Here is a 12720-nt window from a genome sequence, read left to right as displayed (position 1 = left end):
TCTGGTCAGGCGTTGACGGGATTGTTGTGCTCGTCCCTGGGCTGGGTTTCCAGCGGGTGTACCTCCAGGGTGCCGAACAGTTTGTCGTACAGCAGCGTGATGGTGGCGTAATTGCCCTTGTGCATGTCCAGGTGGTGGGCATCGTGCTTCATGGCAATGTAGTTGATGGTCTTGAAAGGGAAGTAGTTCAGGTCTATCCGGCAGTGGTTGACCTGGTTCAACTGAGTGTAGATGAAATTGGAAATCACAATGGTCGCCACGTGGAAGGGCGCCAGGCCACCCAGGCCCAGGACCACGATGGTGGCAAAGTACAGGGCGATACCGATAAAGATTTCCCAGGGATGCAGCAGGTAGGAGTCAATGGACGTGACCCGGCTGCGGGCCTGGTGATGCACAGCGTGCACGCGGCGCATGTAGCCTTTGCCGTGAAAAAGGAAGCGGTGCACCAGATAGTAAAAGAAGTCGTAGACCATCAGGATCAGGAAGACATCCAGCACGATTCGCCATACCGGCTGCGCTTCCCAGCTGACAAAAAAGGGCAGAATCGCAATGTAGAACGCAGTGTTGATGACGAAACCGATTTTTTGGCTCGATTTGACGCGATGGTGGTATTTTTTCCCCAGTTCGCGCCATTTTCGCTGATTTTCGCTGCGATTTTCTTCGCGCGCACGGGCGAAGGCCGGCACCTTGAAGGCGATGAACTGGGCCAGAGCAATGCTCGCTCCGAGTATAACGAAGGTCAGCAGGCTGGCCTGCCAGTCATATGTGAAGGTCATGGATATTTTCCTTACCGGCTGCGGCCGGAGCCGTTCCCAAGACGGCGATAAAGTAAATAATAATTGACTAATAGTCAATACGAATTGATTAAATAAGGGCCGGGGAGTCCGGCCGGGTAGGCTCAGGCAAACCGGGGGGTACAGACCAGGATAAAGCATTGCTGTAGTAATGTTATTTGCCTATAGTCTGTGGCCTCGACAATAACCACCGGTGAACGAGCAATGACCGAGATAGTTGCCCTGCACGATGTGCCTGAATTCCATGAGCAGACCGATGTAGTCGTCTGCGGTCTCGGTGGCGCCGGTGTTTCTGTCGCGCTGGAGGCAAGGGCGACGGGGGCAGAGGTGGTGGCGCTGGAGCGATTCAGCGCCGGCGGTGGGTCCACGATGCTATCCGCCTGTGAAATGTACCTGGGGGGTAGCGGCGGCACTCGCCTGCAGCGCGACCTGGGTATCGAGGACAGCAGCGAAAACATGGTCAATTACCTGATGACCTGTTTTGGTGAGCATGCCGACCGGGCCCGGGTGGAGGCCTTCGTCGACGGCGCTGCTGAGCATTTTGACTGGCTCGAGGCCCAGGGCATTCCCTACCGCCGCAGCCTGTTCGAGGGCCGCGACGTGGTGGCCCTGACCGGTGATTCACTGCAATTCACGGGCAATGAGCGGGCCTGGCCCTTCGACCAGCGCGCGACGCCGGTGCCCCGCGGCCACCTGCCGGAGGATGCCGGGCACGAGGGCGGTATGGTTGTCATGAATACGCTGCTGGGCAAGCTCGAGGGGGCCGGGGTGAATTGCTGGTACGACAGCCGGCTGCTGGGGCTGATTCAGGAAGACAATGGTCGGATCTGCGGCGTCGTGGCCAAGGTCGACAATGCGCCGCGCTATGTCCTGGCGCGACGGGGAGTGGTGTTGACGACGGGCGGCTTCATTATGAATGAGCGCATGACCCAACAAAATATCCCGGAACTGGCATCGATCTGCACGCGCCACGGCAATCCCGGTGATCAGGGTGATGGTATCCGCCTCGGCGTGGCCGCCGGCGGTGTCGCCATTCACATGGGCCAGGCTTTTGTGGGTGTGGCCCATTATCCGCCGGCACAATTGACCTACGGCTTGTTCGTCAATGCCCAGGGCCAGCGCTTTATCAACGAGGATGTGTACCTGTCTCGCCTCGGAGCCGCGGTGTCGCAGCAAACCGATATGCGCGCTTTCATGTTTATCGACAATCGCTACTTTGCCCGTCCCGATTACCACCAGACCACCGAGATTGTCGCGGTGGGCGAAACCGTAGCGGAGGTCGAGGAAGAGGCGGGGTTACCGCCGGGCAGCCTGCAGCATACCGTGGAGTACTACAACCGTTACGCCGCGGAGGGCGTTGACCCCCTGTTTCACAAGTCGCCCACCTGGCTGGCGCCACTGATCGAGCCTCCCTTCGCGCTGGTTGACTATTCCCTGCCACTTCTGCAGCCCGCCTGCTTCACCCTGGGGGGGCTCGATACGCTGCCGACGGGGGAAGTGTTGAATGCCGAGCGGGAGCCGATCCCGGGTTTGTTTGCGGCGGGTCGTACTGCCTGCGGGATACCGCGCACCGGCGCGGGTTATGCCAGCGGTATGTCGGTGGCCGACGCCACCCTGTTCGGGCGCAAGGCAGGACGCCAGGCCGCTTTACAGCCCCAGCGCTAATCCGCGGATTGCCAAGAGGGGAGGGTATGTCGCCCCTCGCCAGGGCAGAGCGATACCGTCAGTGCGGTGTCAGTTCGCGCCCGAGGATGGTGTCGCCCTTGATCGTGGTGCGGTGAATCCGCCGTGCCGTGCCTGGCCGGGTCCCGGTGGTACTGTGCATTGCCCGCCAGTTATCCCACAGCACCATGTCGCCCTCGCGCCATTGGTGGAAGTAGTGAAACTCGGGCTTGCGGATGTGGGCCACCAGTTCGCGCATAAGGTCCATGGCTTCGTCGTGACATAACCCCGCACGCTGGGGCAGGTGGAAGCGGTCCAGCATAAGCTCGACGATTTCCAGCACCTTGCGCCCCGTCACCGGATGGGTGACCACAGCCGGATAGACGATCTCCGGAAAATTGGGGTAATTCATCTGGCTGGGCTTGCGGGGACTGTACGGGCTGGGTTCGTAGCCCTCGGTATCAACAAACCGCATGTTGCGCCGTTGCATGGTAAAGGTGTACACCACCTCCAGTTGTTCCACCAGGGCCCTGGTTTCATCGTCCAGGGCATCGTAAGCTTTGGCCAGGTCACCGAAACCGGTGAGCCCGCCTTCGGTGGCACACACCACTGCCCGCAGTACCGCGCCGTGATTGGGTTTGCCGGTGTAGTGCAGGTCCATGTGCCAGTCCAGTTTGCTCACCAGCTGCTCACCGTGGTAGCTGGCGACCATGAACTTTTCCTGCTCGGGGTCATTGACCAGCTCGAACAACTCGGGGAACTCCCGCGACTGGGTGGCTGCCAGTGGATGTAATTCCAGTTCGCCGAACAGGCGGCTGAACTCAATCTGTTTCTGCGGATCGATGTCCTGGTCGCGGAACAGGACGATGCCGTGCTCGAGCCAGATTTGGCGCAGCTCCCGGGCCAGGTCGTCAGGGACCGGCTGGTTGATATCGAAGCCGCTGACCTCGACGCCGACGTTCTCCAAGGGGGTGACATTCAGGACCATGAGCCTACTCCGCTGCGTTCAGGATATTGGGGTCGCGCCGCAGCTCGCGCCGCGCCATGGCTTCGAACAGGAAGGGGAAGCCATTGGCGTCCGGCAGGGCAATCTGCTGCACCATGCCATCGGGGAGTGTTTTACCGCCGCTGGCAAGGCGCGCCTGCCAGCCCCGTTTACAGCGCCACTCAAGGGTCGCCATGCGTAAATGGGCCTGGCGAATGTTTTTTGCCAGTACCAGGGCGCCGTGGTTGGCCAACAAGGCCCATTTGGCATCCCCCAGTGCGTCAACCAGCCCGGCGGTGATATTCCTGTCGTCGAAGGTGCCGTCGTACTCGTTGAATACCGGCAGCGGCCCGTCCACGTAGGCGCCCGCCTGGTCGAGTACCGGTGGCGACTCGCCCAGGCAGGCCCAGAGGCCGCTCCACTCGGGGTGATTGTGCATGACGACATGGACATCCGGGCGGGCGCTATGTAGCTGCAGATGCAGGCCGATGGCGGGAGTGACGTTCCAGTCGCCCTCGATGACCTCACCGATCGGTGACAGCGTGAGGATGTCTGCTTCCGTGACCTCATCCCAGCTGAGTTCCCAGGGATTGCACAGCACATTGCCATCGGCGCAGCGCAGGGTGATATGGCCCGCCAGGTGCTCGTTCCAGCCTTCGCTGTAGGCCACCCGGCACAACAGCGCCACCAGGCCTTTTTCGGAAACCGGGGGCAGTAGTGGATGGCGCCCTTGTCGCGGTGCGAGCGGCGCAATCGCTGCAGCATTGAGATCGTCGAAACGTTGCATGGCCAGTCCTTTGTAAGCGTTATGTGGGGTCTTGGCGTCACTCCGCAGTACAGCGTAAATCCGGCCTGAAAGCGAGGGGGAGATGGTTTAATGATTTATCCCTGAGTCAATGGCACATGGACTTATACTGTTCCTTAAAAAATAGCAGGGAAAATGTAATGGCATTGCGTGCAACCCATCAATACTGCCTCCATCTGGCTGCCACTGAGTCGACGGGGTATTCGCATTGAATTCCCTCGATTGCCTGTTCGAGCCTCTGGCGATTGGCTCGATGCTACTGCCCAATCGTCTCGCCATGTCGGCGATGACGACCAACTACGGCAGCGAAGATTTTCAGGTCACTGATCGCCTGATCGAATACCACGCCGCCCGGGCGCGTGGCGGTGTGGGCCTGATTACCGTCGAGATGTGCTCTGTGGATACCGCCCAGCGCTACCAACCCCAGTCCTTGTCCCTCGGTGACGACCGCTTTATTGACGGGCACCGGCGACTGGTGGAACGTGTGCACGCCGAGGGTGCCTGCATCCAGCCCCAGATATCCCATCCGGGCCCGGAATCGATGTCGGAACCCGTCGGGCCCTCGGTAGCCGTGGCGGCGGGGACTGGCTGGCCCTGCCGTGTCCTGACGCCGGGGGAAATCGATAGCATCATGGATCAGTACGCCGCTGCCGCGGTGCGAGCCCGGGAGGCGGGCTACGATGGGATGGAACTGCACGCAGCCCATGCCTATATGCTGCTTGGCTCGTTTCTGTCGCCCCTGCGCAATCACCGGGAAGACGAGTATCGGGGCGATACCCTGGAGGGACGTGCGCGGATGCTGCTGGAAACATTGCGGCGAATCAAGCGCAGTGCGGGGGAGGACTTTCCCATTACCGTACGGATATCAGGTTATGAGGATAGCTGGGACGGCCGAGGCTTGCCCGAGACGCAACTGCTCGCTCCGCAACTCGTGGCGGCAGGAGCCGATGCGATTCAGGTGAGCGGCGGAGTTTCCCACGACAAACTGGTGGGGCAGATCGTGTGTGGTTCGCACTATCGCGACGGGCACAATGTCGCTGTGGCTGCCGCGATCCGGCGCGTTGTGTCGGTGCCGGTCATGGTCGTGGGCCGTATCCATCGGCCTGAACTTGCCGCCCGCATCGTGGCAGGTGGCGACGCCGATATCGTGATGATGGCGCGGCCGCTGCTGGCGGACCCGGAACTGCCCAATAAGCTGCGTCGCGGCAGGGCTGGCGAGGTGCGACGCTGCCTCTCGTGCGAAAACTGCATCGATTCGATGCTCAGCGCGCCCTTCGATGCCAACATGAACTGTGCGGTGAACGCCTTCAGCGGCCGCGAGACCGAGCTGACGCTGCAACCTGTGCCATCCCCGCGACACGTGGTGATTATCGGTGGCGGTGCTGCCGGGATGGAGGCAGCCCGTTTGAGTGCAGAACGAGGTCACCGGGTCACGCTGCTGGAGCGTGCGCCGCGCCTTGGTGGTTCCCTGTTCCTCGCCGCCACGGTCCACAGTGCCAATGAACCGTTGCTGGACTACCTCAAGGGTGAACTGCAGCGCCTTCGGGTCGATGTTCGCCTGGGTGTGACCGCAACCCCGGAACTCGTTGCCACCCTGGCGCCCCATGCCATCCTGGTCGCGACCGGTGCGCGACTGCGCGACGCGGCCATACCCGTCGACGGAGAGGCGCAGGTGCTCACCGGAAACGTATTGCGCCGACTGGTGCTTGGAGGAGAGCCCGGCCCCGGCGAACGACCGGTGCCCGCACTCCTCAATCTGGCGGCGAAGGTGCCCGCGGCCGTTCAGCGCAGGGTTGGCCCTGCGCTCTTGCGTCGCCTGACCCGGCAGTACCTGCCTTTCGGCAGCCGTGTTTGCGTGATTGGTAGCGATCTGGCCGCGGTGGAACTGGCCAGCTTTATCGCCGCCCGTGGTCGCCATGTCACCCTGCTCAGCGAGGTGTTGCAACTGGCGCCAGAGGTCGGGCCAAAGCGGCGGCAGGAACAGCTTTCGGAACTGGATAGCGCCGGGGTGGTGGTGATCACCGGCGTTACTGTCACCGGCGTCGAGCGGACACGGGTGCGATTCGAGCGGGACGGCTTTTCCAGCGAGACAGCGGCAGACTCGACCCTGGTAGCCGGGCACCCCGAGGCGGATCTGAGCCTGGCGGAATCCTTGAAGGATGTGTGCGCGACCGTCGTTCCAATCGGTGATTGCACTGGCCTCGGCTTGATCCGTCAGGCGACGGAACAGGCAGCCAGAGCCGTGTGTGCACTTTAACGTCACGCTGACACTGGCTCGGATGAATCGAGAAAGCCGCGACTGCATCATTCAGGTACTGCGCAGCGGGCTCGAAAAAATAGTAAAGAATGGTTGATTAATAGTCAAACACGGTTGACAATGTTGTATCGCGGTTCCCCCTGGCGCGAGCCTGGGTGTCGGCGGAGCTTGAAAAATAAGTTAACAGGAGTTTCCAGATGAATCCCGAATCCCGTCTGTTTATCGATGGTGAACTGGTTGATGCCGAGTCAGGCAAGCGCTATCCAGTCGTGAGTCCAGCTACCGGAGAGGTGATCGGAGAAGCTGCCGATGCCAGTGTGGCGGATACCGATCGCGCCATCGCTGCAGCCCGACGCGCCTTTGACAAAACGGACTGGTCTACCAATCACGCCTTCCGGCTGCGCTGTCTACAGCAGTTGCAGGAAGGGCTGCGCGCCAATATGGCGGAATACAAGACCCAGATTGCCGCGGAAACGGGCGCACCCCTGGCGACCTGTGGCAGCGGCGGGCCCCAGTGTGAGGTCCCGATTTCCTTTATCGATTACACCCTGGAAAGCCTGCCCGGGTTCGAATGGCAACGGGATATCGGTATTTCCGAGATGATGGGTATCAAGAGCCGTCGCCTGGTGGAGAAGGAGGCGATTGGCGTGGTGGCCTGCATCACGCCCTGGAATGTCCCCCTGCAAATCAATCTCGCCAAGTCAGTCCCTGCGCTCGCGGCGGGTTGTACGGTGGTGTTGAAAGCAGCGCCGGATACGCCCTGGTCGGCGACGCTGCTGGGGCGTGTGGTTGCGGAGTGTACTGATATTCCCCCGGGCGTGTTCAATGTCATCACCTCGGAGGACCCGCGCGAAACGGGCGAAAAACTCGTCAGTGATCCCCGTGTCGATATGGTGTCTTTCACCGGGTCCACCGCGGTTGGCAAACACATCATGGCCACTGCAGCGCAGAACGTGACCAAGGTTTTCCTCGAATTGGGCGGTAAATCCGCCAATATCGTGCTCGATGATGCCGACCTCAACCAGAGCCTGTTGAGCGCCCTGGGTGTTTGTTTCCATGCTGGCCAGGGATGCGCCATTCAGACCCGCCTCCTGATTCCCCGGACACGGCAGGCCGAGGTCGAGGAGCTATTGAAAACCTTCTTCGGCTTTATCCAGTACGGCGATCCTGCGGCAGAAGACCAGATCATGGGGCCGTTGATCAACGCCCGGCAACAAGAGCGTGTGCTTTCCTATATCGAAAAAGGCAAGGAAGAGGGCGCCCGTCTGCTCTTGGGGGGCGGTGTGCCTGAGCATCTACCAAAAGGGTTCTACGTGGAGCCGACTGTTTTTGTGGATGTCACCAACGATATGACCATTGCTCGGGAAGAAATCTTTGGGCCGGTCCTGGTAGTGATTGCCTACGAAGACGAGGCCGACGCCGTACGTATCGCCAACGATTCCGATTTCGGCCTGTCTGGCAGTGTATGGTCTGCGGACGAAGATCGTGCCATGCGAGTCGCCCGCAAGATACGCACCGGTACGATTAATGTGAATGGCGGCAATTTTTATGGTGCCGACGCGCCTTTCGGGGGCTACAAGCAGAGTGGCATTGGCCGGGAGATGGGCAAGGAAGGTTTCGAGGAATACCTTGAAACCAAGACCATTGCAGTAGCTGTATGAACGGCGCACTGGAAGGCCATCATTATGTTGTCACCGGGGGCGGGAGCGGCTTTGGCCTGGCGATCGCCCGGCAACTGGTTGCTTCCGGTGCCCGGGTAAGCCTGTTGGGCCGTCGGCAGGCGGCACTCGATGAGGCGGTGGCTGAACTGGGGGCCGCTGCCGCCGGTTACACCTGTGATGTCGGCGACGCTGGCAGTGTTTCGACAGCGTTTTCTCGCCTGGCAGAAGCAGGCCCCGTCGATGGCCTGGTGAACAATGCCGGGGTGGCGCGCCCGGCCGCCATCGAGCACCTCGTTGAAGAAGAAGTGCAATTACAGGTAAGTACCAATTTCCTCGGGACGGTGTTCTGTTGCCAGGCGGCAATCCCCCTCCTCAGAGGTCGCCCGAATCCCCGCATTGTGAACCTGTCTTCAGCCAGTGCCTGGCACTACGACGAGATGACGCACCTTTCTATTTACGCCTCGACCAAGGCTGCGGTAGAGCGCTTTACCCGCGATCTGCGGGAAGAAGTACAGGCCGACGGAATCGGGGTGACTAATCTGCGTCCAGGGTCTGCCGGAACCGATATCGCGGCCGGATGGGATCCGGAGCGTTTTGCTATCGCCTTCCAGGAGTGGACCAAGGCCGGCGACTTTATGGACGTCGGTATGGAAGCTGAACACGTGGGCCAGGCAGTTGCCCACGTGCTGGCCTACCCGCCCGGCGTGGCGGTGGACCTTATTGAAATTCGACCGAATCAATTGCTCGCCAAGAGCGAATTTATTTAATAACAGGAGTATTCCATGGACTTCAAAGGTAAAACCGTCATTGTTACCGGCGCCGGAGGCGGCATTGGCGAAGGCTACGCCAAAGCTTGCGCGGCCCAGGGTATGAACGTGGTCATCGCGGAACTGGCAGAAGAGGGTGGCCGCAGGGTTGCTGGTGAAATCGAGGCGGAAGGTGGCCGCGCCCTGTTCGTAAAAACCGATGTGGGCGATGAGCAATCCGCCAGGGATTGTGTCGCCGCCGCGGTGGAGGTATTTGGCGGCGTTGATTACCTGATCAACAATGCAGCGATTTTCGGTGACATGAAAATCCAGGGCTACCTGGATGTCGACATGGACTACCTGGAAAAATTCATGCGTATCAACGCGCATGGCGCTCTCATCATGACGCGGGCGGTGGTAGACGCAATGACCGCTGCAGGCGGTGGCGCCATCATCAACCAGTCTTCAACCGCGGCGTGGATGGGCGTGGGATACTATGGTGTCGCCAAGCTGGCCCTGAACGGCATTACCCAGTCGCTGGCTCGTGAACTCGGCCCCCGCAATATACGTATCAATGCCATCGCCCCCGGGCCCACCGACACTGGCGCCTTGCAAAAAACCTCCGGAGACTATGCACAGGAAATGATCAAGACTATGCCACTGGGGCGCCTCGGCCAGCCCAGTGACATGGCAGACGCCGCGCTGTTCCTGCTCTCCGACCAGTCCAGCTGGATTACCGGGCAGATCATCAACGTGGATGGTGGCCAGATAATGCGCCCCTGACCCTTGGGTACCTACGGAAGGGCGTAGAGCCCTTCCCGCACTACCCGGACGGCGCTTTGTAGCGTCGTCAGGCTTTGATAACTCCCTCTGCCTTCATCCAGTCCACCATGTCGCGCAGGCTCTGTTCGCCGCCAATGATGTCCTGTCCCAGCACTTGCCGGGCTTCGGCGTCGTCCTGGGCCACACAGCGCGTCAGTACCGCAGCCGCCTCGTAGGTGAGGTCGGGCGTCGGGCCGCCGAGCAGTTTCTGTTTGAGGTCGGCGATTCGTCCGATCCCGCGCAGCAGCCAGCCCGGCATTTTGCTGGCTTTGATTTCCTTGCCCGTCTGCTCACGCATGACCTCCAGGATCTGCTGGTGGGTGAGGTAGTCTGCCGTCGCCATGATCCGGCGCGGACCGTTACCAGGTTCCAGCAGTCGGCTGATCAGTAACGCCAGGTCGCGCACATCAGTAAACGTCAGTCCGCCCTCGGTGACCAGCATCGTGCCGCTGTTGACGTAGTTGGCCAGGAACTCCTGCCCGCTGCCCACGGTGGGGTCATCAGGGCCGTTGACGGAAGCAGGGTAGATACAGACCACGGGGGCACCGCTGTCCTGAAGCTTACGAGCGTCCCGTTCGGCCTGGGCTTTGGTCTTTGCATAGCTGGAGTCGGGTTCATGGACAGGGTCGTTGGCAGTCATGAGCGGACCCGCCGGTGGGAACATCGCCATGAAGCTGGATACGAAGATCACCGGGTCGAGGCCGGCGTCGACAGCGGCTTGCAACAGGCGCTCACTGCCAGTGACATTGAGGTCCCACATCTTCTGGACGTCGGCGACGTTCTTGGACATGATGCCAGCGCAGTGCACCAGTCCCTGGTAGCCCGGCAACAGGTCCGCCCAGTCAGTGTCCAGCACATCCCCCTGGTGCAGGGTCACGCTGGTAGGAGAAACGCCCAGCTTTTCAAGGATATCGCCTTGTTTGGACGAATTTCGTGCCAGCACACCGACTTCGTGGCCGGACTTGAGCAGTTGATCTACTACGTGGCTGCCGATAAAACCGGTTGCGCCGGTTACCAGTACTTTCATAGTTGTTGTTCTCTTTACACCAAGTATTGCCTGGCGAATGTTTCCATATCGCGTAGTTTCTCGTCCAGGCTCATGACACTGGCCATGCCGTTCTCGTCGCAGAAAGCATGACGGTAGAGCTTGGTGGCGCCGAGTTCCGCACAGCGCTCGATATTGCGGCCACTCATGTCGTACAGCCCAAGGGCAATGTCGAAATGCTCGTGACTCCGGCCCTCATCCTGGCGGAACTGGTACAGGGCGGGTAACAGCTGCTCCACTTCCTCCATTTCATGTTGACCACCGATCCAGCCATCGTGTCGCGCGGCACGGCGTAGCGCAGGTTCGGCAAAACCACCGATGAACACGGGTAGGGGCTGGTCGAGTCCCGGTGACATCTGCAGGCTGGGGAAGCGGTAGAACTCACCTTCGTAGCTGACAGGCTCGCCCGTCCAGAGTTGGGACATGACATCCAGCATTTCGTCGCAACGCTTGCCCCGGGTGTGGAAGTCCTGATCCACCAGGTCGAACTCGGACTTCTGCCAGCCAATACCGGCGCCGAGGATAACCCGGCCCTCACTGATGTTGGCTGCGGTGGAGACCAGCTTGGCCACATTGAACGGGTCGTGCATGGGCAACACGTAGACACTGGTGAGGAAGCGCAAGGTACTGGTGACCTGAGACAGCGCGGCTATCTGCACCCACGGTTCGGGCCAGTGGGTCTGGGGATACCAGCGGATCAGGCTGTTCTTGCTGTAATCGTACTGTTCGTACTGCTCGCTGAACGTGATCAGGTGTTCCCCCAGGGTGATACCTTCAAACCCCAGGTCCTCGGCGTGTTTCGCCAGGGTAGGAAGCTCCTTCATGTCGAGCATGGCCAGACACTGCCAGTACTTCATGCGTTTCTCCTTGTCATTTCCGGCAACCTCGGTGGTACCGCTGCCCGGTCTATGCGTAGAACTGACTGTACCACTTACGGAACTTGGCAATGGGGCCATCCCCGTCACACAGTGCCGGTTGTTCCCGGTAGATCTTGTTCTCCCAGATCGGCATGTCTTCCGTGATTTGCTTGCAGATGTCAGCGACGATGGCCGCGTTAACTCCCCCCTCCACGACTTTCCCGTCGCGCTTGGGTTGGGTAAAGGCGAAGCGCACGTGAACGGTATCTTCATTGACCGGTGTGACCTGGCCGAGCAGTAGCGTATTGGCAATCCCTTCGAAGCGGGTGTAACCCTGGCCGGGACCAACTCCGCGGGAAGTGATGCTGCCTTCCACGGTACCGCGGGGCGTCTCCAGATCAGCTCTGTTTACTGTCAGGCTGGTGTGGTCTTCAAAATTGATGTTGGAATCGGGCATCGAGGCGGTCTGATGTACATAGCGGAAGTGAGCGCCGTCGTAACCGTTCTCTGCCATCTCCTGGCAGCTGGTGTGGATATGCCATTCATGGCGGTCAAGGGGAGCCCAGTCATCGGACTCTGCCTCGGGAAAACGCTCGGGCTGCCACAGGGGAGCGATGCCTTCGGGGTGATACCACACGTAGATGCACTGGTTCATTTCCTCGGTCGGGTAGCTCACCAGACACTGCTTGTCCTTCACCTTGGGTGGAATGGCCTTGGCGTAGGGGACATCGGTGCACATGCCGTCGCCGTCAAATTTCCAGGCATGGAACGGACAGACGATGGATTCGCCCTCGACGCGACCTCCGCCGCTACTGCCGTGGATACCGTAACCCAGGTGAGCGCCCAGGTGTGGGCAGTATGCGTCCAGCACCGAGACCTTGCCTGATTCGGCGCGGAACATGACGAGTTCCTTGCCAAAATACTGCAGGGGTTTTGATTCACCTACTGCGATATCATCTGTGTAGGCCACTACGTACCAGCCGTAAGGCATGGGTAATCCGAGTCGTGAGTTCATAGCAATTCCTGATAAATGTGTCGGCAGTGGTTGGCAGTTTCCTCTGGTGATGCCAGGCCCCGAGTAAGATA

At 60.3% G+C, this 12720-nt stretch carries 11 protein-coding genes; 5 read left to right on the top strand and 6 right to left on the bottom strand.

The window, feature by feature from the left end:
* Positions 1-5: 5 nt before the first annotated feature.
* Positions 6-776, bottom strand: a complete 771-nt coding sequence (locus FV139_RS01135; protein ID WP_187276337.1) for a sterol desaturase family protein — start codon at positions 774-776, stop codon at positions 6-8.
* Positions 777-998: 222 nt separating this feature from the next.
* On the opposite strand from FV139_RS01135, the gene FV139_RS01130 reads away from it, so the two are divergent.
* The gene (locus FV139_RS01130; RefSeq protein WP_148066406.1) at positions 999-2459 is read left to right on the top strand and encodes an FAD-dependent oxidoreductase; all 1461 of its coding nucleotides are present in this window, start codon (positions 999-1001) and stop codon (positions 2457-2459) included.
* Positions 2460-2517: 58 nt separating this feature from the next.
* Here FV139_RS01130 and FV139_RS01125 read toward each other — a convergent pair whose 3' ends face one another.
* A complete protein-coding gene (locus FV139_RS01125; RefSeq protein ID WP_148066405.1) occupies positions 2518-3444 on the bottom strand; it encodes a TauD/TfdA dioxygenase family protein in 927 nt (308 codons plus the stop codon).
* Positions 3445-3448: 4 nt separating this feature from the next.
* Positions 3449-4228: a class II aldolase/adducin family protein gene (locus FV139_RS01120; protein ID WP_148066404.1), complete on the bottom strand. Its 780-nt coding sequence runs from the start codon at positions 4226-4228 to the stop codon at positions 3449-3451.
* A 226-nt stretch (positions 4229-4454) separates the two neighbouring features.
* Here FV139_RS01120 and FV139_RS01115 point away from each other — a divergent pair, with 226 nt between their 5' ends.
* From FV139_RS01115 to FV139_RS01100, 4 genes are all read left to right on the top strand, one after another.
* Positions 4455-6503, top strand: a complete 2049-nt coding sequence (locus FV139_RS01115; protein ID WP_148066403.1) for an FAD-dependent oxidoreductase — start codon at positions 4455-4457, stop codon at positions 6501-6503.
* Positions 6504-6700: 197 nt separating this feature from the next.
* Complete coding sequence (locus tag FV139_RS01110; protein WP_148066402.1) at positions 6701-8164, top strand: aldehyde dehydrogenase family protein; 1464 nt, start codon at positions 6701-6703, stop codon at positions 8162-8164.
* Entirely contained in the window at positions 8161-8931 is a 771-nt protein-coding gene (locus FV139_RS01105; RefSeq protein ID WP_148066401.1) for an SDR family oxidoreductase, read from the top strand. Before FV139_RS01110 ends, FV139_RS01105 begins: the two co-directional genes overlap by 4 nt.
* Positions 8932-8946: 15 nt before the next feature.
* Positions 8947-9693, top strand: a complete 747-nt coding sequence (locus FV139_RS01100; RefSeq protein WP_148066400.1) for an SDR family oxidoreductase — start codon at positions 8947-8949, stop codon at positions 9691-9693.
* A gap of 67 nt (positions 9694-9760) precedes the next feature.
* Here the strand turns inward: FV139_RS01100 and FV139_RS01095 are convergent, their stop codons facing one another.
* From FV139_RS01095 to FV139_RS01085, 3 genes are read right to left on the bottom strand one after another with little or no spacing between them, the layout of a single operon-like run.
* Positions 9761-10759 (bottom strand): SDR family NAD(P)-dependent oxidoreductase, encoded by a 999-nt coding sequence (locus tag FV139_RS01095; RefSeq protein ID WP_148066399.1) that lies wholly within the window; start codon positions 10757-10759, stop codon positions 9761-9763.
* 14 nt (positions 10760-10773) lie between these two features.
* Positions 10774-11634, bottom strand: coding sequence for a TIGR03619 family F420-dependent LLM class oxidoreductase (locus tag FV139_RS01090; RefSeq protein ID WP_187276336.1), 861 nt, complete (start codon positions 11632-11634; stop codon positions 10774-10776).
* Between the two features lie 49 nt (positions 11635-11683).
* On the bottom strand, positions 11684-12649 hold the full coding sequence (locus FV139_RS01085) for an aromatic ring-hydroxylating oxygenase subunit alpha (RefSeq protein WP_148066397.1): 966 nt from the start codon (positions 12647-12649) through the stop codon (positions 11684-11686).
* Positions 12650-12720: the final 71 nt, after the last annotated feature.

It is taken from the genome of Parahaliea maris (assembly GCF_008064665.1).
Classification (GTDB): domain Bacteria; phylum Pseudomonadota; class Gammaproteobacteria; order Pseudomonadales; family Halieaceae; genus Parahaliea; species Parahaliea maris.
Note: the sequence above shows the minus strand (reverse complement) of the source record. Positions and strands in the feature narration are given on the sequence as shown.

What these genes read in the sequence shown, in the direction of transcription:
- FV139_RS01120 (WP_148066404.1), bottom strand. Translation starts at nt 4,228, where the DNA reads ATGCAACGTTTCGACGATCTCAATGCTGCAGCGATTGCGCCGCTCGCA.
- FV139_RS01085 (WP_148066397.1), bottom strand. Translation starts at nt 12,649, where the DNA reads ATGAACTCACGACTCGGATTACCCATGCCTTACGGCTGGTACGTAGTG.
- FV139_RS01135 (WP_187276337.1), bottom strand. Translation starts at nt 776, where the DNA reads ATGACCTTCACATATGACTGGCAGGCCAGCCTGCTGACCTTCGTTATA.
- FV139_RS01090 (WP_187276336.1), bottom strand. Translation starts at nt 11,634, where the DNA reads ATGAAGTACTGGCAGTGTCTGGCCATGCTCGACATGAAGGAGCTTCCT.
- FV139_RS01100 (WP_148066400.1), top strand. Translation starts at nt 8,947, where the DNA reads ATGGACTTCAAAGGTAAAACCGTCATTGTTACCGGCGCCGGAGGCGGC.
- FV139_RS01105 (WP_148066401.1), top strand. Translation starts at nt 8,161, where the DNA reads ATGAACGGCGCACTGGAAGGCCATCATTATGTTGTCACCGGGGGCGGG.
- FV139_RS01110 (WP_148066402.1), top strand. Translation starts at nt 6,701, where the DNA reads ATGAATCCCGAATCCCGTCTGTTTATCGATGGTGAACTGGTTGATGCC.
- FV139_RS01095 (WP_148066399.1), bottom strand. Translation starts at nt 10,759, where the DNA reads ATGAAAGTACTGGTAACCGGCGCAACCGGTTTTATCGGCAGCCACGTA.
- FV139_RS01130 (WP_148066406.1), top strand. Translation starts at nt 999, where the DNA reads ATGACCGAGATAGTTGCCCTGCACGATGTGCCTGAATTCCATGAGCAG.
- FV139_RS01125 (WP_148066405.1), bottom strand. Translation starts at nt 3,444, where the DNA reads ATGGTCCTGAATGTCACCCCCTTGGAGAACGTCGGCGTCGAGGTCAGC.